23 protein-coding genes, 1 tRNA gene and 1 pseudogene are annotated in these 17,911 nt (G+C 35.5%); 19 read left to right on the top strand and 6 right to left on the bottom strand.

The window, feature by feature from the left end; translation table 11 throughout:
• Positions 1-8 precede the first annotated feature (8 nt).
• Genes QE431_RS13385 through QE431_RS13330 form a run of 12 tightly spaced genes read left to right on the top strand, consistent with a single transcriptional unit; the run spans position 9 to position 7,343 of the window.
• Positions 9-242 (top strand): hypothetical protein, encoded by a 234-nt coding sequence (locus QE431_RS13385; RefSeq protein WP_307296683.1) that lies wholly within the window; start codon positions 9-11, stop codon positions 240-242.
• A 58-nt stretch (positions 243-300) separates the two neighbouring features.
• Positions 301-624 (top strand): hypothetical protein, encoded by a 324-nt coding sequence (locus QE431_RS13380; RefSeq protein WP_307296681.1) that lies wholly within the window; start codon positions 301-303, stop codon positions 622-624.
• An 11-nt stretch (positions 625-635) separates the two neighbouring features.
• Positions 636-1,271, top strand: a complete 636-nt coding sequence (locus QE431_RS13375; protein ID WP_307296678.1) for a TerB family tellurite resistance protein — start codon at positions 636-638, stop codon at positions 1,269-1,271.
• Between the two features lie 3 nt (positions 1,272-1,274).
• Positions 1,275-2,486 (top strand): conjugative transposon protein TraJ, encoded by a 1,212-nt coding sequence (gene traJ / locus QE431_RS13370; RefSeq protein ID WP_307296677.1) that lies wholly within the window; start codon positions 1,275-1,277, stop codon positions 2,484-2,486.
• A 12-nt stretch (positions 2,487-2,498) separates the two neighbouring features.
• Positions 2,499-3,119, top strand: a complete 621-nt coding sequence (traK, locus tag QE431_RS13365; protein WP_307296675.1) for a conjugative transposon protein TraK — start codon at positions 2,499-2,501, stop codon at positions 3,117-3,119.
• 6 nt (positions 3,120-3,125) lie between these two features.
• Positions 3,126-3,377, top strand: coding sequence for a hypothetical protein (locus QE431_RS13360; RefSeq protein WP_307296673.1), 252 nt, complete (start codon positions 3,126-3,128; stop codon positions 3,375-3,377).
• Between the two features lie 4 nt (positions 3,378-3,381).
• Positions 3,382-3,756, top strand: a complete 375-nt coding sequence (locus QE431_RS13355) for a hypothetical protein (RefSeq protein ID WP_307296670.1) — start codon at positions 3,382-3,384, stop codon at positions 3,754-3,756.
• The gene (traM, locus tag QE431_RS13350; RefSeq protein WP_307296668.1) at positions 3,716-4,672 is read left to right on the top strand and encodes a conjugative transposon protein TraM; all 957 of its coding nucleotides are present in this window, start codon (positions 3,716-3,718) and stop codon (positions 4,670-4,672) included. Before QE431_RS13355 ends, traM begins: the two co-directional genes overlap by 41 nt.
• A gap of 12 nt (positions 4,673-4,684) precedes the next feature.
• A complete protein-coding gene (gene traN, locus QE431_RS13345; RefSeq protein WP_307296665.1) occupies positions 4,685-5,530 on the top strand; it encodes a conjugative transposon protein TraN in 846 nt (281 codons plus the stop codon).
• A gap of 33 nt (positions 5,531-5,563) precedes the next feature.
• Positions 5,564-6,721: a hypothetical protein gene (locus QE431_RS13340; protein WP_307296664.1), complete on the top strand. Its 1,158-nt coding sequence runs from the start codon at positions 5,564-5,566 to the stop codon at positions 6,719-6,721.
• A gap of 4 nt (positions 6,722-6,725) precedes the next feature.
• Positions 6,726-7,028, top strand: a complete 303-nt coding sequence (locus QE431_RS13335; RefSeq protein WP_307296662.1) for a hypothetical protein — start codon at positions 6,726-6,728, stop codon at positions 7,026-7,028.
• A gap of 36 nt (positions 7,029-7,064) precedes the next feature.
• Entirely contained in the window at positions 7,065-7,343 is a 279-nt protein-coding gene (locus tag QE431_RS13330) for a DNA-binding protein (protein ID WP_307296659.1), read from the top strand.
• A 344-nt stretch (positions 7,344-7,687) separates the two neighbouring features.
• Here the strand turns inward: QE431_RS13330 and QE431_RS13325 are convergent, their stop codons facing one another.
• From QE431_RS13325 to QE431_RS13300, 6 genes and pseudogenes are all read right to left on the bottom strand, one after another.
• The gene (locus QE431_RS13325) at positions 7,688-8,995 is read right to left on the bottom strand and encodes a site-specific integrase (RefSeq protein ID WP_307296658.1); all 1,308 of its coding nucleotides are present in this window, start codon (positions 8,993-8,995) and stop codon (positions 7,688-7,690) included.
• Positions 8,996-9,286: 291 nt separating this feature from the next.
• Positions 9,287-9,367, bottom strand: a tRNA-Tyr gene (locus QE431_RS13320).
• Positions 9,368-9,828: 461 nt separating this feature from the next.
• Positions 9,829-10,215, bottom strand: a pseudogene (locus QE431_RS13315) (TlpA family protein disulfide reductase); the annotation flags it as partial.
• 18 nt (positions 10,216-10,233) lie between these two features.
• Positions 10,234-10,995, bottom strand: coding sequence for a DUF4369 domain-containing protein (locus QE431_RS13310; protein ID WP_057116262.1), 762 nt, complete (start codon positions 10,993-10,995; stop codon positions 10,234-10,236).
• Between the two features lie 261 nt (positions 10,996-11,256).
• The gene (locus QE431_RS13305) at positions 11,257-11,697 is read right to left on the bottom strand and encodes a KTSC domain-containing protein (protein WP_057116261.1); all 441 of its coding nucleotides are present in this window, start codon (positions 11,695-11,697) and stop codon (positions 11,257-11,259) included.
• A 380-nt stretch (positions 11,698-12,077) separates the two neighbouring features.
• Positions 12,078-12,323 carry a hypothetical protein gene (locus tag QE431_RS13300; RefSeq protein ID WP_057116260.1) on the bottom strand — a complete coding sequence of 82 codons (246 nt, stop codon included), beginning with the start codon at positions 12,321-12,323 and terminating at the stop codon, positions 12,078-12,080.
• An 87-nt stretch (positions 12,324-12,410) separates the two neighbouring features.
• Here QE431_RS13300 and QE431_RS13295 point away from each other — a divergent pair, with 87 nt between their 5' ends.
• The 7 genes from QE431_RS13295 (at position 12,411) to QE431_RS13265 (ending at position 17,594) form a co-directional block, all read left to right on the top strand.
• Complete coding sequence (locus QE431_RS13295; protein ID WP_307296652.1) at positions 12,411-12,953, top strand: hypothetical protein; 543 nt, start codon at positions 12,411-12,413, stop codon at positions 12,951-12,953.
• Complete coding sequence (locus tag QE431_RS13290; RefSeq protein WP_095931643.1) at positions 12,953-13,099, top strand: hypothetical protein; 147 nt, start codon at positions 12,953-12,955, stop codon at positions 13,097-13,099. Before QE431_RS13295 ends, QE431_RS13290 begins: the two co-directional genes overlap by 1 nt.
• Before the next feature lie 98 nt (positions 13,100-13,197).
• The gene (locus tag QE431_RS13285) at positions 13,198-13,431 is read left to right on the top strand and encodes a hypothetical protein (protein WP_057116258.1); all 234 of its coding nucleotides are present in this window, start codon (positions 13,198-13,200) and stop codon (positions 13,429-13,431) included.
• Complete coding sequence (locus QE431_RS13280) at positions 13,403-13,801, top strand: YchJ family protein (protein WP_307296645.1); 399 nt, start codon at positions 13,403-13,405, stop codon at positions 13,799-13,801. The genes QE431_RS13285 and QE431_RS13280 overlap by 29 nt, the downstream gene beginning before the upstream one ends.
• 106 nt (positions 13,802-13,907) lie before the next feature.
• Positions 13,908-15,026 (top strand): VWA domain-containing protein, encoded by a 1,119-nt coding sequence (locus tag QE431_RS13275; protein ID WP_057116256.1) that lies wholly within the window; start codon positions 13,908-13,910, stop codon positions 15,024-15,026.
• A 146-nt stretch (positions 15,027-15,172) separates the two neighbouring features.
• The gene (locus QE431_RS13270) at positions 15,173-16,636 is read left to right on the top strand and encodes an AAA family ATPase (protein ID WP_307296642.1); all 1,464 of its coding nucleotides are present in this window, start codon (positions 15,173-15,175) and stop codon (positions 16,634-16,636) included.
• Positions 16,637-16,739: 103 nt separating this feature from the next.
• A complete protein-coding gene (locus QE431_RS13265; protein WP_307296641.1) occupies positions 16,740-17,594 on the top strand; it encodes a DMT family transporter in 855 nt (284 codons plus the stop codon).
• The last annotated feature ends 317 nt before the right edge of the window (positions 17,595-17,911 follow it).

Below are 17,911 nucleotides of genomic sequence, written 5' to 3'. Positions count from 1 at the left end.
TAAAAATCATGAAAAAGACAGCTGTAATACTAATAACGCTCTTTGTTTTTAATCAAGGTATGAGCGGGCAGGCAAAGCAGAGGAAGGAACTTATCCTTCAGATAGCGGCGCTTCAGGTTTATATTGACTATGCAAAGAAAGGATATTCGGCAGTATCAAAGGGACTCAATTTTATAGGGGATGCCAGAAAAGGTGAAGTCAACCTGCACAGTGATTATTTTACCTCACTTTTAAAAAATTAATCCAAAGGTTCGGAATTATTATAAAACTGCCCAGATCATCTCCATGCAGTTTAAAATAATGAAACTCTGCAGCAAGACTTTGGCAGATCTTAAAACTGCAGATTTGTTTCATGGTAATGAACTGGACTACATCGAGAGGTCTTTTGGGAGGCTGCTTCAGAACTGCAGCCAGACTCTCGACCAGCTGCTTGTTATTACTACCGATGCAGAACTGGAACTAAAAGATGACCAGAGGCTTGAACGCATTGATCTCCTGCACAAAACTATGCTGGAGGATTATAATTTCTGTCTTTCTTTCAGCAGGGATGCCAGACTGATGTCGGTATCAAAAACTGCCGATAAAAAGGATTCGAAGAATGTTGATGAATTATATGGATTATAAATTAAGCTACTATGAAAAAGATTTTGATTTTGGCAATATTGATCACTTTGTTAATGATTCCGGTTAAATCAATAGGGCAGTCAGCAGAAATTCAGCAGCTGATTTTGAATATTGAAAAGCTTTCCCAGTTCAAGAAAATTCTCAGTGATATGAAAAAGGGGTACGAGCTGCTTTCAGGTGGATACAAAACGGTGAAAGAAATGACTGAAGGAAACTTCAGCCTTCATAAAACTTTTTTAGATGCTCTTATGCAGGTAAGTCCAGCGGTGAGGAATTACAAAAGGGTAGGAGAGATAGTGGAATATCAGATTTCAATAGTCAAGGAAAGCCGCAACGGAATGAACCGATTTATAAAAAACGGAAATTTCAGCGGACAGGAAATAAATTACTTTGAGAAAGTTTACGGAAACCTGCTTAATCAGAGCCTGCGAAATCTTGATGAACTTACGATGGTCATAACAGCTGATAAGCTAAGGATGTCGGATGATGAAAGACTAAAGGCAGTTGACGATATCTATGAGCAGATGCAGGATAAACTGCTTTTCTTAAGAAACTTTAATGCCTCATCTAATGTGCTGGCTCTTCAGAGATCAAAAGAGAAAAAAGATGTTTATGTCTCAAAGAGTTTTCAGGAATTTAAAGAGTAGAGTATGAAATGCCTATTAAACAAAAAAGCAGTTTGTGTGATACTTATCTTATTACTGCATCCCTGCAGAATAATAGCACAGGGACTAGGTGATGATATGAGTAGTCTACATGGGGTCTTAGACCAGCTTTATGATGAAATGATGCCGTTGTGTTCTAACCTAATTGCTGTAGGGCAGGGAATCGCAGGTTTTGGAACTATATGGTACATCGCCTCACGCGTGTGGAGGCATATAGCAAGTGCCGAGCCCATTGATTTTTATCCGCTCTTCCGTCCCTTTGTAATAGGATTCTGCATTATGATTTTTCCGTCGGTTCTGGCACTTATTAACGGAGTTATGAAACCAACTGTTACAGCTACTGCCGCTATGGTAACAGGCTCTAACAATGCAGTAGCTGTTCTGCTTAAAGAGAAAGAAAAAGCAATTAAAGAAACCGATCCATGGAAGATGTATGTAGGGGCAGCCGGGACGGGTGATCGCGACAGATGGTATAAGTATACACATGACGGTGCTGATCCATCTGATGAGAGCATGCTGGCAGGCATAGGCAATGATGTGAAATTTGCCATGGAAAAAGCTTCTTACAGTTTTCGAAATTCGGTTAAGGAATGGCTGAGCGAGGTGCTGAGGGTTTTGTTTGAAGCTGCCGCCTTATGCATTGACACCCTTCGGACCTTTCAGCTTGTGGTGCTTTCTATTTTAGGGCCGCTGGTATTTGGAATAGCTGTATTTGACGGTTTCCAGCACACGCTCACTGTATGGCTTGCCCGATATATCAATATTTACCTGTGGCTTCCCGTGGCCAATATATTCGGAAGCATAATCGGAAAGATTCAAGAGCTAATGCTCAAGCTGGACCTCTCGCAGGTGCAGGCTACAGGAGATACTTTTTTCAGCAGGACCGATATGTCATATTTAATTTTCATGATAATAGGTATCATAGGATATTTTACCGTGCCTTCTGTTGCCAATTATATTGTTCACGCAGGCGGAGGAGGAGCCCTGGGCCATAAAGTGACAAGTATGTTTGGCAGTTCAGCCAATTCTGTTGTGAGAACCTCTTCAAACGCGGTTGGAATGGCTGCTGATGCGATGGGAGATGCGGATCGCAGAATGACCAGCAGCATGGCTGCGACAGCAGGAAGCAGTCCTTATTTTACGGATAAAGGAAACTATTTGAATGACAGGCTTAAAGGAAATTCCAAACAGACTTAATAACAGGAGCATATGTTTACCAAAATGAAAAACATTGATACGGCATTTAGATATGTGAGAGGTTTCACGATGCTTGTAATTGCAGGCTGCATCATAATAAGCTGCTATGCTGTCTATAAAAGTTTCCAGACAGTGAGCCTTATGCATGATAAAGTATATATTCTGGCAAACGGCAAAGCGCTGGAAGCTTACGCTTCGGAAAGAAAAGATAATATTGCTGTTGAAGCAAGGGACCATGTGAAAACCTTTCACAAGTTTTTCTTTACCCTTGATCCTGACGATAAGGTCATTAAAACCAATATAACAAAAGCGCTGTATCTGGCAGACGACAGTGCAAAACGTATTTATGATGACCTGAAGGAAAACAATTTTTATTCGGGTATTATATCAGGAAATATCAGCCAGACCATCCAGATTGACAGTGTGAGTATTGATATCCGTGAATATCCCTACCGTTTTAGATGTTATGCCAGACAGAACATTATCCGTACTACCAGTATTTTGAAAAGAAGCCTGCTTACAGAAGGTGCGCTTCGCAATGTATCAAGAAGCGATAATAATCCGCATGGTTTTCTTATCGAGCGGTTTAATACGATTGAAAACAAAGATATTTCCGCAGAAACCAGAAAATAGAGATTTATGAAATCCTTTTTTACAAGGCAGATTGAGCCTTTTGTGTATCACAAGTATTATCTGCTAATGCAGAAAAGATGGGCAGAAAAAATGAAGAGAGCCACAGACGGGCTCTCAAAAACAAAACTGATCTTGGGGCTTCTGTTCTTTACGGTTCTGGCATCGGGTTATTTAATCTATAACCTATATAGTACATTTTATAAAGAAGCTGAGGTTCCAGAAGCTTCAAAAATTAAGACAATCAACTTGAAAAACTAAAATTATGCAAGAGAAAATAGTATCACCAAAGGAATCTAAAAAGAGAAAGATGCTTTTAATGCTGCCTCTTATAACATTTCCATTTTTGACATTCTTATTTTATTCATTAGGCGGCGGAAGAATGGAATCCAAGATGGCAGGGAACGATGAAAAGAAGGGATTCAATTTTAATCTGCCACTGCCTAAATTTAAAGAAGACTCGGCACTGGATAAGATGAGCTATTACGATCAAGCGGCAGTTGATTCGATAAAGCTGCGCGAGCAGATAAAAAAAGATCCGAACTATATTGATAATAAAGTCTCGGAAGATAAAGCAGATTCTTTTTCCACAACTGATTTTGAATCCCGCATGCTTCCAAAAAAACAGATCCGCTTTTAATTCTCAGTCTTTTCAGGACCATAATGAGCAGAAAGTTTATGAGAAGCTCAGAGCTCTTGAAAAAGTAATCAGCCAGCCTGCTGTCCCTGCTTACGGTCAGGATATGATGGAATTTGAAAATTACGGCACTTCTGGAGGTGAATCGGAAGAGATTAAAAAACTCGAAGGGCTAATGTCAGCCATGAGCGCTCCGCAGGAACCTGATCCCGAACTTCAGCAGTTAGGCGGTATGCTGGAAAATATTTTGGATATACAGCATCCGCATCGTGTGCAGGAAAGGCTAAAGCAGACATCTGACAGCAAAAAAGGCCAAATATATTCAGTGCAGAAAAAAGAAGCAGAGAATAACATAAGCTCACTTCAGCGGAATGCCCATGCGCAGACCTCTTTGAAAACAAATGAATTTTATTCTCTGGACGACTCGCAGCCTGCTGAAGAAATTCAAAATTCTATTGAAGCAGTTGTGCATCAGACGCAGACTATTGTCAATGGCTCGGTGGTTAAATTAAGACTTACGAATGATATTTTTCTCCAAGGAACAATTATACCCAGAAATACTTTTCTGTATGGTATGGCGGCTTTAAAAGGAGAGAGGCTGGAGGTAAAAATCACAAACATCCAGTACAATAATTCGATATTTCCCGTCGAGCTGGCAGTCTATGATATGGACGGGATTGACGGCATCTATATTCCCGGAGCGATTAACAGGGATGTGGCTAAAGCATCAGCTGACAGATCCATTCAGACTCTCGGTCTGACCGGGATTTCGGATTCATGGGGAGCACAGGCCGCAGGTATGGGCATCGAGGCAGCCAAAAGTCTTATGAGCAAAAAGGTAAAACTCATAAAAGTGGTTGTAAAGGCAGGTTATCAGGTGCTGCTGTATGATGAAAAACAAAAGAATTTAAAACCTTAAAAGAGAGAAAATATGAAAAGAGCGAATTATTTGTTTTTAATCAGCTTGCTGCTGGTTTGTACTTCAGTTAATCCACAGTCAAACGCAAGGGAAACTGTCTTTTACGAAGACCAGTATAAAAATCTACAGGTAGGTTATTCTAAAACCACAAGCATTGTTTTTCCTTATACAATCAAGAGCATAGATAAAGGAAGTGCAGAAGTGCTTGTACAGAAAGCAAAAGGAGTTGAGAATATACTGCTTGTAAAAGCTGCTAAACAGCATTTTTTCCAGACCAATCTGACAGTTGTAACATCTGACGGAAAATTATACGTTTTTGTACTGAATTATGACGATTCGTGCCCTGACTTAAATTTTAAGGCTGAAAATGCTGTGGCTGCAAGCAGGGATGTGCTGTTTTCTTTAGAAAACGAAAATCAGAAAAGAATTGAACAGTGTGCTTTGGCTGCATATTCCAAAAAGAAAAAAATCAGTGGTCTAAAAAAATCAAAATATCAGATCAGACTGGAGGTGAACGGCATCTTTATCCAGCAGGATGTTTTGTATCTGCGTGTTGTTTTTGAAAACAAATCAAAGATTAACTATGATATTGATCAGTTTCGTTTTTTTATCAGGGATAAGAGAAAATCAAAACGAACTGCATCACAGGAAATTGAATTGGAGCCTTTGTATGCAACTTCATCATCTTCTGTGATTCCTTTTAAATCTGAAATAATAAAAGTTTATGCGCTGCAGAAATTTACTATACCTGAGAATAAGTATCTGACGATTCAGATGATTGAAAAAAACGGCGGAAGACATCTGGAAGTAGATATAAACAATAATCTGGCTGATCTGGTTTTTCCGATTCCCGAATGAGGCGGTGACACTTTTTAAGCTTTGAAATAAATTATGATAATCAATTTAGCTGACACCGAAATAATGCTGTCGTTTGCCGAGGAAATGGCTTATAACGGCCATCGATTTGCTGCTTTTAATACTGATCTGGTAACAGATACCTATTCAATTGAGTTATTTAAAAATGCTTGGGAAGCAAAAGAATACTGCTATGAAATGACCACAGATGCAGACTATTATAAAAGTGTGCCGATAGAAGGGATTATAGCTGACTTAAGAGCAGTTTTAGCAAGCGGAATTAATACTTCCGAAAATGAAGCAATAGAACTGACTGGATTTGCCGCATGGGAAAGAGAAAGGAAAGAATTTTTAGGAAACAATTTAAATGAAAATGCAATGAATGAGAAAAATTTAGAATACCTGAAAGACCAGTTGAAATATACTGGATTTGGAGAAACGTTCGATGCTGAACTGCGAGAGAACATAATGAAGGGAATTAAGGATTTTAAAATCATGCACACCGGCATTATGAACAATGGTCTGCCAAATAAGGATACCATAACAGTAGAATTAAATTTCAAAAGGTCTGAGCAGACAGATATGTATTTTTTTAATTCCTATCATGTCAATCTTCAGAAAGAAGAAAACAAACCTGGTCTGGAACAGACCTTCTACATCAACAAAGACAGCGCCAGCATTACAATGAAGGAGGCTTATAATTTGATGGAAGGCAGATCTGTCAATAAAGATCTTAAAAACAAAGAAGGGGAGAGCTATAATTGCTGGCTTAAAATTGACTTTAAACAATCTGACAATGGTAATTTTAAGCTGAACCAATACCATCAGAACTACGGGTATGATCTGGAAGCAAGTCTGGCAAAACATTCAATCAAGGAACTCAACACGCCGCAGTATAAAGAAGACCTTTTGAATTCGCTTAAGAAAGGAAATCTTCAGTCGGCGACTTTTGTTGTGGGCGGCGTTGAAAGTAAAATGTATGTGGAGGCTAATCCGCAATTTAAGACCGTCAATGTTTATGATACAAATCTCCAGCGAATCAACCATCGAGAGAGCAAGGAAGAGAAGAAGGCTGAATCTCAAAGAGAATCAGTTTCTAAAGATCAAAAACAAAAACAAAATCCAGATTCAGATGAAGGGGATTCAGGGAGGAAAGACAATAAAGTAAAGAAAAGAAAATCGCCTTCACTTTAAAATTATGGAAAATTTAAAGCCTTTATCGGATTTTTTCACCGCAATAGAGAATGATTATCGGATCAGTCCAATGCATATTGCCATTTATGCGGCCTTATTGCAGTTTAGATCCGTTAAGGGCTTTGTTAACCCAATTTTTGTATTCAGCTCGGAGATTATAGTTATTGCCAAAGTTTCCTCTGCAAATACATATCATAAATGTGTCCAAGAGCTTCATCAGTATGGATACATAAAGTATAGACCATCTTTTAAAAAAAATCGTGGCAGTGAAGTATATTTTTTGTTTTCAGCTGATGCGGACAACTAAATGTTCTGCAATTAATAAATTTTATGAAATAGTACTATGAATGAAATTGTAACCAAGGAAGATCTGAGACAGTTTGGTCTTCTTCTGATTGATAAAATACAGGCTGCATTTAAAGATAAGGATTGTGGACTGAAAGAAACTTTGGAGCCAGAGTGGATTAGAAGTAAGTCTGTGAGGAAACTGCTTGATATTTCAGCAGGTTCAGTACAGAATCTTAGAATAAGCCAAAAAGTGCGTTTCAAAAAAGTGTTTGGCTCGTACTACTACAATAAAGAAGATCTTCAAAAACTATTTGATGATGAAACAAAACAATAGGTTTAAAGAAAGGAAGATTATGGATTACATCTCACTTTACAGTGAAGATCCACAGCTGAATGTCTGGCATTTGTCTATTTTAATAGCAATATTAGGATTAGGGTATAGGCAGGGGCAGCGAAGAAGGATTAAAGTCAGCCGCAGTAAAATTATGGAGCTCTCACATGTCAATACGCTGCCCACGTATCATAAGTATTTTAAACAGCTTCAGGATTTAGGCTACATTAAGTACACACCATCTTATCATCCAGGCTATAAGAGTGAAATTAAACTATATAAAAAGAGGCTATCTCAACAATTTTGAGATAGCCTCTATGGTTTTAATTGATACCTGAATGCAAATATCATGAAGTTATATTGTATTTCTTTTTGATTGCCTGTATTTCTTTTTCAAGTCTTCCGAGAACTGCTAAATCGGGTTTTGAAATCTTTGAAGAGGTTTTGTTGAGCTTTTTATTCAAAATGGACATTTCACGTCCGATTGTGGCCTGCTCAGTTATAGCATATGCTTCAGTCTGTTTTACCGATGCATGACCCAGCAGTTCTTTAACGACGTTAATAGGAACATTGTTATTGAGGGTTACCGTGCTTCCAAAAGTACGGCGGGCCATATGCGTGTTGAGCGTAAAAGGAAAACCGCACAATACAGCAACTTCTTTCAGGTACTCATTCATTTTCTGGTTGGATGAAACTGGAAGCACGGTTCCACGCTGGATACACAGCGGGTGCTGTTCATACTTTTCAACTATTTTCAGTGCTTGGGGAAGAAGAGGGACATTAAATGATGAGTTTGTTTTCTGCCTTTCGGACATAATCCATAGATTTCCATCAATGCCTTCTTTGATATCCTTTTTCTTTAATTGATATGCGTCTATGTACGCCAGGCCAGTGTAGCATTGGAAGACAAATACATCCCTTACGACATTGAGCCTGTCAGTTGTGAAATAATGACTTTCCAGTTCGTACAGTTCCTGTGCGGTGAGTGGTTTTTTCACCAGTTTTGTTTTACGTCCCTTAAAGTTCTTAAATGGATCCTTTGTGATTATTTCCTTATCGATGGCGCGGATTACAATCTTTTTGAAATTTGCAATATACTTTAGGGTGGTGTTGTTGCTGCAGTCCCGTACAGTTCTAAGGTAAAACTCGAAATCCTTTACAAACTCAAGATTCAAATCCGCAAATTCAAGATCGTGCTTTTTAAGCTTGAATTTTATAAACGCAGTCAAATGGTTTTTAGTAATGGTAAACCGGTCAAGGGTGCCTTTTGCATAGCCTTTTCCAAGAAGCGCCTCCATTTCATCGTTATGCTTTTGAAATTCTTCAAGCACCTTAATCTTTGGGGCTGTCCTTCCCAGCACCTCGTCCATAATTTTTTCAGCGGTTATGCTTTTGCCGCTGTACATCATTTCGGTTTTGATTTCATTGATTTTTAAAGTCAGCGAATCCAAAAAGAAGTTCAGCGATTTTGCATCTTCCTTTGAGCCGACCGCTCTTTCGAACCTTTGATCCCATCGTGTATTATCCCATTTTCTTTTAGTTGAGCTTTCCTTACGGATACCGTCAACAGTTATTCTGAAATACACAATCCATTCTCTACTTTCTATTTTGGGTCTTTTTAAAAAGAATCCCAAACCAAAACTGCTTTCCAACATAATCCTACTTTTTAAATTAATAAATGTAGAATAATATCACTGCCAAATCAAGTCGTTAATCTCGTTAACCCCTATAATATAAGGGATTTTAGCTGTTTCTGGTGCACTTTTCTGCGCGCTGGAAAGTGCACCGATTCTGCACCTTTAATTTTGTGAGCATTTATAAATATTGAAAACAGCCCATAAAGCAAAAAAGCCAGTAAATCATCGGATTTACTGGCTTTAAGACATTTTTTAAGGCTTTTTGAAAAGATTGAAAACTTGCAGTTTTCCGGCTTTTCGGCCTTTCCGTGGGGAGAGCAGGATTCGAACCTGCGAAGTTCACACAGCAGATTTACAGTCTGCCCTCGTTGGCCGCTTGAGTATCTCCCCTCAGCTTTGTATTGTTGTGCTTTGTTGTTCTAAGCGGTTGCAAAGATAGCAACGTTTTCTACATTTGCAAACAAAAAAAGCACTTAATTTTAAGTTATTTTAAAGTTATTTTTTAATTCATTGGAAGTGAAGAAAATAAAAAAAGCTTAATTGGGACTTTTTTTTTATTTATTCAATAAAATAGGATTATTCTTAATGTGTGATTGCCGTTTTTTTATGTTTTACAACATAGATTTAAATTTATAATTACTGATTTTCCTCATAAATCAAGGGTAAAGTTGATCAAAAATTCTGGTTTGTTTATGAGTGTTGACTTAAAAAAAAACAAACATATTTAATATGCAGATCGTTTTCTAAGGGCTGATTAATTAAAACTGTTGCTATTTTTAATGAGTTTTCAATATTGGGTATAAAATAAAAAATCTCCACGAGGGAGATTTTTTATTATTCTGAAAATGCTATTATTTAGCTAAAAGCTCTACGATTTTTGCTTCCAATTCTGGACCTCTTAAGTCTTGAGCAACCACTTTTCCTGAGGCATCAAGAATAAAAGTGGCAGGAATAGATTCAACATTATATTGTTTTGCAATTCGCTCGTCCCAAAATTTTAGGTTTGAAACGTGTGTCCAAGTTAAGCCATCTTTTGCAATCGCTTCTTTCCATTTTGCAGCATCTTTATCTAAAGACACTCCAACAATATTTAATCCTTTTGGGTGCAATTTTTTATACATTGCTACAACATTAGGATTTTCTTGTCTGCATGGTCCACACCATGAAGCCCAGAAATCTACGATTGTTACTTTACCTAAACTTTGTTTCAGTGAAACTACTTTTCCTTCTGGATTAGGAGCCGAAAAATCTGCTCTTCATTTAGCACTGCCCACTGGTGCAGCTGTAGCTCCAACAGATGGCATTTTTGCTTGGCCAAATCTAGTTTTGATTTCTTTTCCAGGAGTAGTCTTTTTCAAAGACTCATCTAAAGAATTGTAAAGGCTTTCTAATTTTTTAGTATCAGCTGTTGGATCATTCAATAAATTTTGAATAAGAATAGCTGAGATATATGATTTTGGATGAGTTTCAGCATAAGTATAATATTTCTTTTTGCTGTTTTCTCCAACTTCTTTCTGGATTTCCATGTATTGTTTCATCAAGCTGTTGATAACTGCAGTATCTTGAGCTTGTTGTGCTTGTTGCATTTTTTGATTATTCTTTTTCTGAAAATCAATTAAGCTTTTTTGAGTTTTTGTAATATCTTCAATGAAAGATACATACTCATCATTATTGTAAGTTCCAGAAACTTTAGATTTTTGGATACTGTCTTTATCAATTGTAACTTTAATTTCACCTGATTCAAGAATCAATGGAATAGGACCATTAGCTCCTTGTAAAATCAAAGTATGGAAAGCTGGTTCAGTTACTTTTCCTTTTATTTCAAATTTTCCATTTTCAACTTTTACTGTATCAAGAGAAACTGGCATTCTTGTAGCAGGATCTGCACCTTGTAAAATAATAGTTTTCCCGTTTTCAATCCCTGTAGCTGTACCCGTAATTAGGTATTCTCCATCTTTAACTTTGCTGCAAGAAATGATAGCTGCAGAAGCTGTAAGTACAAAAAGTATTTTTTTCATTATAAAAAATTAATTAGTTAATTGATTTGTGCAACAAAAGTATCTAAAATTATAAAACATACAGAATTTTGTAACCTAAAATTTTGTTATAGTTTTTTTAGTCTTAAAACCCATTGAATCAGTGTGTTTGTTGGCTTAATTTGATTTAAAACTCTTAACTAGAAACTAATTTTAAATCTTAATAATCAAATTTTTAATTTTTTGACATAAAAAAAGCGCTCGTTTAATAGAGCGCTTTTTTGTAAATATAGTGTTTAAAAACTATTCTTGATTTGTTTTCTTTCTCCAAGTAAAAGAGTTTAAGATATGTCTTTTTGCAAATCTTCCAGGAGAATCTGCATTTACCATTTTAACGTAAGTTGCTTTAGGAACACTAATGTATTCGTAAACGCTTCCGTTAGAAAAGTCAATGATTAAACGACCTTCAACAAATTTATAATCTGTAATTGTACAAGTTGAAATTGTTTCTGTGTACTCAGGTAAATTAAGTTTAATAGTATCAGGGTGAATGCTTACTAAAAAGTGGTAAGCTTCGATGATAGTTTTACTTTTTTCTTCTGCAGCTTTTAGACCAGCGTCATCTCCTTGAAATTTATCAGGATGCGCTTCTTTCATTGCATTACGATAAATTGTTTTTAACTCTTTTAACTCTGCAGTTTTTTCTACGTTTAGTAACTTGCGGTATTCAACTATTTTTTTCATAAATAAAAGGTAACTACTTGTCTATTAGTTTGAAATCGATATTAATTAGTTCAAATCGACAAATTTTTTGCAAAGGTACACTTTTTTTTAACTTTTTAGTTTTGATCGAAAAAATATTCTTTACGGAATCGTTAAGAGTTAATGGAAATGTGATGTACTGATCGTTTTTTAACCACAAAGCGCACAAAGAGTTTTATAAGATTCTGAATAAAACAAAAACACAGAGTTCGCAAAGCTTTGTATTGATAAAGCTTTGCGAACTCTGTGTTTTAAACATCCTTTAGATAAAAAAAACTTTGCGTTCTCTGCGTTAAAAATTAAACGTTCCAACCTGAAACCTGAAACTTGAAACTTGAAACCTGAAACCTGAAACCAAAGAACTATTCCGGCTTATGATTAGCCTTATCGAAGTTTCTTGATTTCTTTGGATATTTATTGTAGCTGATATCGCTTGGATTTTCGATAATTGACTTTATAGTAATCCAATCGCCGACATTAAAGTTCGATTGAACCATTTTATAATCTAAAAGATATTCGCCGCAGAAATAATTATTGTTTTCATCTTTTTCTATAATACCTGTAAAAACTCCTTTTTGCGGCATTTTTTGTTGTGAATCTTTAGACATCTTTTTTTTATTTTGAAATTACGAAGCAAAGGTAAGCAATTAATGTTTGTTTTAGGGAGTTCCGTACAATCTGAGTATATTTGCAGCATGCAGAAAAACTTTAAGCCACATCCTAATTCTTTTAAAAATACATTTTGTGCCTTTAAGGAAGTGCTTCCAAATGAAATTGAAGGTTTAAAAAAGCAATTTGAAAGTAAAGCAGGAAGTTCCTATTATTATACAGAAGCGGGAATGTACCGCGTTTCCAATCATTGGGGAAGATTGGCAAACAGTAAATGGCGTCTAATAGCCAGAGAACCTGAAACAGAATCGAAAACTAAGATTGGTTTTGCTAAATGGGAAGAATTTTACCCAGATAATGTCGAAGAAAAACTGTATTACATAAAAGCCGATTTCGAAAAAAATCTTGCCAATTATGAACATAAAAATAACCCAGAATATGATGGTAAAGCAGTGCTGCGAACAAGTTTTGAAACGACCAAAAGATTGAAACAAATAAGAAATTTGCAGCAATTAACTTCTTGGGCAAAGCATTTTGATTATGATGATATTGATGAATTGCGAAAGCAGATTATCAACGAATTAATTTTTACGGAGAAAACGTTGGAACAAATTAAAAGAGAAATATAATGGGACGCAATAACGAACGCAATATCAAGAAACACAATGATAAATTGCACAAAGCCCAAGCAAAAGCAAAGCAAGCCGAAATAGCTCGTAAAGAAAAGCTAAAGGAAATTGTAAAGAAATTTAACGAAAGTAAAAACGAAGAGTAAATAAGTTTTTAAATTTCAGGTTTCATGTTTCAAGTTAACGTTTGGAACATGAAACCTGAAACCTGAAACTTGAAACAAAATAAAAACAAAAAAAATATATGAATAGTAAATTCGAAACCTTAAAAGCAAGCGTACAAGAAATTATCGATTTAATCGCTGCAAAAAATGACAGAGAAGCAAACAATAAATTATTGGAAGTAAGCGAAACACTAGATGAAATGATTGATTTTGCTGAAGAAGATGAGGAAGTAAGAGAAATCACTCGTTATCAGGTTTTGTTAAACCAGCTTCATGTAAAAATTAATGGAGAAGAACCAGTCGATGGAGAATAAAAAATGCTTCTGCGATACCGGTTTATTGTTTGAAAACTGCTGCGGATTGTATTTAGATACTAGTCAAAAAGCTCCATCTTCATTGGCATTAATGCGTTCGAGATATTCGGCATACGCTTCTCATAATGCAGATTATCTTTTGGAAACGACTTATAGTTCAGAAAGAAAATATTATTCAAAACCAGAAATTTTAAGATGGGCAGTTTCGAATAAGTGGCAAAAACTTGAAATTTTGAGTTTTACAGAAAACACAGTTGAATTCAAAGCATACTTTTTAGATTCAAATAATAAACCACAAGTACATTATGAGTTTTCTACTTTTAAGTTCGAAAATGGATCTTGGTACTACGTAGACGGAAAATTTGAATAATTAATACATCTAACATTGTTAATTGTAGTTTTTGATTAAATATTTTAACTAAAAATTAATAAACGATTCGTTTTTCATAATTCTAAAAAGACGTAATTTTAGATTTATGAAAAACGAATTTAAAAAAGGCTTTTACTTTAAGACTTACGAAGCTCCTTTTCAGTCTCCGTTTGACAAACTTTTTACTATTTTTAAAGAGTTGATCACCCATACTTCGGGCGATTTTGACGAAGCTATCAGCTGGCTTCGGGAACTGGACATCGAATATAAACTTACCGACGAAAATTATACCATCGACGATTTTATTGAGGATCTTAAGAAAAAAGGATACATCAGAGATGAAGTTAAAGACGATGGAAGTCCTGGATTAGGAATTACTGCAAAAACCGAAAGAGCCATTAGACAACAGGCTTTAGATCAGATTTTTGGTAATTTGAAGCGTTCAGGAAGCGGTAATCATAAAACAAAACATGCCGGAAATGGAGATGAACACACAGGGGAATTCCGTGAGTTTAATTTTGGAGATGGTTTAGAAAGAATTTCTTTGACCGAAAGTCTTCGAAATGCACAGATCAATAATGGAGTAGAAAGTTTTATGCTTACCGAAAATGATTTGGTTGTCGAAGAAACGCAGTACAAAGCACAGATGAGTACGGTTTTGATGATCGATATCAGTCACAGCATGATTTTATACGGTGAAGACCGAATTACGCCTGCAAAAAAAGTGGCAATGGCTCTTGCTGAATTAATTACAACACGATATCCAAAAGATACACTCGATATTTTAGTTTTTGGAAATGATGCCTGGACAATTCCAATTAAAGATTTGCCGTATTTGCAAGTTGGACCTTATCATACCAATACGGTTGCAGGTTTGCAGCTGGCAATGGATATCCTTCGCAGAAAACGAAATACAAACAAGCAGATTTTCATGATTACTGACGGAAAACCAAGCTGCGTTCGCGAACGAGATGGTTCCTATTATATGAATAGTAATGGTCTTGACGAATATATTGTGGATAAATGCTACACGCAGGCACAGCAGGCAAGAAAACTACATATTCCGATCACGACTTTTATGATTGCCAAAGATCCGTATTTACAGCGTTTTGTAAATCAGTTTACAGAAGCAAATCAGGGAAAAGCATTTTATACTGGACTGAAAGGTTTGGGTGAAATGATTTTTGAAGATTATGAAACGAATAGGAAGAAAAGAATTAAATAAAGGGGCAAAGGTTCAGAGGAACAAAGGTTCAAAGTTTTTTTCTGTAGCGACGCACAGCAGTGCGTCTATGTAGGTTCAAAGGTTTCTTTGACAAAAAAAATATAACGCTCACCAAATCAATAATAAACAATCTATATTTCAATAAAATGGAAATAAATAATATAAAGACTTTAGGTCAATTAAAAGCCGCTGGATATAAAAGTACAAGCATTAAAGATGAATTGCGAAATAATCTTCGTGAAAAAATAAAATCTGGAAAACCTGTTTTTGAAGGCGTTCATGGTTTTGAAAATACTGTAATTCCAGAATTAGAGCGCGCAATTTTATCACGTCATAATATTAATTTACTCGGACTTCGCGGACAGGCAAAAACTCGTTTGGCACGTAAAATGATCGAATTATTAGATGAATATATTCCGTTTGTATCGGGTTCAGAAATTAATGACGATCCGTTAAATCCGATTTCTCGTTTTGCTAAAGATTTAATTGAAGAAAAAGGAGAAGACACACCAATTTCTTGGCTGCATAGAAGTGATCGTTTCTTCGAAAAGTTAGCAACTCCAGACGTAACCGTTGCCGATTTAATTGGAGACGTAGATCCAATAAAGGCGGCAAATTTAAAATTGTCTTATGCAGACGACCGCGTAATTCACTTCGGAATGATTCCGAGAGCGAACCGCTGTATTTTTGTAATCAACGAATTACCCGATTTACAGGCAAGAATTCAAGTTGCTTTATTCAATATCCTTCAGGAAGGCGACATACAAATTAGAGGTTTTAAAGTTAGAATGCCCCTAGATATGCAGTTTGTTTTCACGGCAAATCCAGAAGATTATACCAATAGAGGAAGTATAGTTACACCTTTAAAAGACAGAATTGGGTCTCAGATTTTAACGCATTATCCAGAGAATATTGCTATCGCAAGAACAATTACAGAGCAGGAATCTAAATTAGATCAAAACCAAACGGATATTGTTTATGTACCAAGTTTAGCCAGAGATATTTTAGAGCAAATAAGTTTTGAAGCCCGAGAAAGCGAATACATTGATAATAAAAGTGGTGTAAGTGCCAGAATGAGTATTACGGCTTTTGAAAATTTAATAAGCACCGCAGAACGTCGTGCATTGATTTTAGGAGTTGATAAAACAACGCTGCGTTTATCTGATTTTATCGGAATCATTCCAGCGATTACAGGAAAAGTAGAATTGGTTTACGAAGGCGAGCAGGAGGGAGCAGATGTTGTAGCCGAAAGTCTTATTGGTTCCGCCATTAGAACTTTGTTTCCAGAATATTTTCCTAAAATTGAAAAATTAGAAAAACCAGACGAAAAAACGCCATATTCTGATGTCGTAGAATGGTTTTTTGCCGAAAGTGGTTTCGAATTATTAGACGATGCTTCAGACGCTGAGTATGAAAGTATTCTGGATGAAGTCACTCCATTAGATGAATTATTAAAAAAATACCAGCCTCAATTGGCAAAAGAAGATCAATACTTTATGAAAGAATTTGTTTTGTGGGGATTGGTTGAATATAGAAAATTAAGCAAAGACAGATTTGCAAAAGGAAATCAGTTTAGAGATATTTACGGAAGTTATATCAGCAAATTTTAAACGAATTTTATTTGAAATTTTATCTGGTCTAACCGGTTTTTTAAAACCGGTTGGACCTTTTTATTTTGGAATAGATTACTTTTACAATCCAAATATAAAATATATGTTATTCCTTATTTTAAGCATTTTATGCAGTGTTATTGTGGGTGTTGTATTCAAAATTTCAAGAAAATACAATGCAAATCCTTCTCAGATCATTTCTTTCAATTATGTAACAGCCATTACACTCTGCTATTTTACTTTTGGACCAGACCTTCAATCATTAGATAATAATGCACCTTTAGGAATTTATACAGCAGTCGGAATTTTGCTTCCAATTGTATTTTTATTTTTGGCACTTTCCATTCGATTTATGGGAATTGCAAAGACAGATGCCGCGCAGCGATTATCACTTTTTATTCCCATTTTAGCAGCCTGGCTTTTGTTTAATGAGGAATTTAATACCTATAAAGTTATTGGTGTTTTAATTGGTTTTGCTGCACTTTTATTCATTCTTAGAAAACAGTCTGATAATAATGACAACAAGTGGATTTATCCAGCATCGGTATTATTCGGTTTTGGACTTGTAGATATACTTTTTAAGAAAATTGCTTTGTATACAGCAGTTCCTTATACAACATCCTTGTTTTTGGTTTTTCTAATTTCGTTTGCTGTTTCGGTGTTTATCGTGCTTTATAAAGTAATCTTTTCAAAAGAAAAATTAGAACTTAAAAATATTCCTTTCGGAATGCTGGTTGGAGTTTTTAATTTCGGAAATATATTATTTTATCTAAAAGCCCATAAAGCATTTGCAGAAAATCCGTCGACAGTTTTTGCAGGAATGAATATGGGGGTTATTATTCTTGGAACTATAATTGGCGCTTATTTCTTTAAAGAAAAGCTTTCTAAAACCAATATTTTTGGCTTGTTTCTGGCTTTAATTGCTATCGTTTTTATATTTATTTCACAATTGCAGTAATTTTTTTTAGGTGTTAATCCTTTAATTTACAGTTGATTTAATGTTATGTTTTCAATTGATCGAAAATAAATTCGACTAATTCTATAGAATTTATAAATATATTTTTGTAGATTTGCTTCAACAATGAAAAACTATAGCCGAAATATGAAAACGTTTTTTCCATGCAGCTTTGCGATGTGCTGCATGATGAACCGCGTTTTGAAATGGCGTTAATAGAGAAAGTACTTGTTAGTTATTTTTTTTTTTTTAGCCTTTCATTGCACCATGAAAGGCTTTTTTTTGAATTATTTAAAAAATGAAATATGAGAACCAATAGA

Source organism: Flavobacterium sp. SORGH_AS_0622 (genome assembly GCF_030818825.1).
In the GTDB taxonomy this organism is placed as follows: domain Bacteria; phylum Bacteroidota; class Bacteroidia; order Flavobacteriales; family Flavobacteriaceae; genus Flavobacterium.
The sequence above is the reverse complement of the archived record's forward strand: the minus strand, read 5'-3'. Positions and strand labels throughout refer to the sequence as shown.

Coding starts and splice junctions, on each gene's coding strand:
- QE431_RS13385 (WP_307296683.1), top strand. CDS start 9: ATGAAAAAGACAGCTGTAATACTAATAACGCTCTTTGTTTTTAATCAA.
- QE431_RS13380 (WP_307296681.1), top strand. CDS start 301: ATGAAACTCTGCAGCAAGACTTTGGCAGATCTTAAAACTGCAGATTTG.
- QE431_RS13375 (WP_307296678.1), top strand. CDS start 636: ATGAAAAAGATTTTGATTTTGGCAATATTGATCACTTTGTTAATGATT.
- traJ (WP_307296677.1), top strand. CDS start 1,275: ATGAAATGCCTATTAAACAAAAAAGCAGTTTGTGTGATACTTATCTTA.
- traK (WP_307296675.1), top strand. CDS start 2,499: ATGTTTACCAAAATGAAAAACATTGATACGGCATTTAGATATGTGAGA.
- QE431_RS13360 (WP_307296673.1), top strand. CDS start 3,126: ATGAAATCCTTTTTTACAAGGCAGATTGAGCCTTTTGTGTATCACAAG.
- QE431_RS13355 (WP_307296670.1), top strand. CDS start 3,382: ATGCAAGAGAAAATAGTATCACCAAAGGAATCTAAAAAGAGAAAGATG.
- traN (WP_307296665.1), top strand. CDS start 4,685: ATGAAAAGAGCGAATTATTTGTTTTTAATCAGCTTGCTGCTGGTTTGT.
- QE431_RS13340 (WP_307296664.1), top strand. CDS start 5,564: ATGATAATCAATTTAGCTGACACCGAAATAATGCTGTCGTTTGCCGAG.
- QE431_RS13335 (WP_307296662.1), top strand. CDS start 6,726: ATGGAAAATTTAAAGCCTTTATCGGATTTTTTCACCGCAATAGAGAAT.
- QE431_RS13330 (WP_307296659.1), top strand. CDS start 7,065: ATGAATGAAATTGTAACCAAGGAAGATCTGAGACAGTTTGGTCTTCTT.
- QE431_RS13325 (WP_307296658.1), bottom strand. CDS start 8,995: ATGTTGGAAAGCAGTTTTGGTTTGGGATTCTTTTTAAAAAGACCCAAA.
- QE431_RS13310 (WP_057116262.1), bottom strand. CDS start 10,995: ATGAAAAAAATACTTTTTGTACTTACAGCTTCTGCAGCTATCATTTCT.
- QE431_RS13305 (WP_057116261.1), bottom strand. CDS start 11,697: ATGAAAAAAATAGTTGAATACCGCAAGTTACTAAACGTAGAAAAAACT.
- QE431_RS13300 (WP_057116260.1), bottom strand. CDS start 12,323: ATGTCTAAAGATTCACAACAAAAAATGCCGCAAAAAGGAGTTTTTACA.
- QE431_RS13295 (WP_307296652.1), top strand. CDS start 12,411: ATGCAGAAAAACTTTAAGCCACATCCTAATTCTTTTAAAAATACATTT.
- QE431_RS13290 (WP_095931643.1), top strand. CDS start 12,953: ATGGGACGCAATAACGAACGCAATATCAAGAAACACAATGATAAATTG.
- QE431_RS13285 (WP_057116258.1), top strand. CDS start 13,198: ATGAATAGTAAATTCGAAACCTTAAAAGCAAGCGTACAAGAAATTATC.
- QE431_RS13280 (WP_307296645.1), top strand. CDS start 13,403: ATGGAGAAGAACCAGTCGATGGAGAATAAAAAATGCTTCTGCGATACC.
- QE431_RS13275 (WP_057116256.1), top strand. CDS start 13,908: ATGAAAAACGAATTTAAAAAAGGCTTTTACTTTAAGACTTACGAAGCT.
- QE431_RS13270 (WP_307296642.1), top strand. CDS start 15,173: ATGGAAATAAATAATATAAAGACTTTAGGTCAATTAAAAGCCGCTGGA.
- QE431_RS13265 (WP_307296641.1), top strand. CDS start 16,740: ATGTTATTCCTTATTTTAAGCATTTTATGCAGTGTTATTGTGGGTGTT.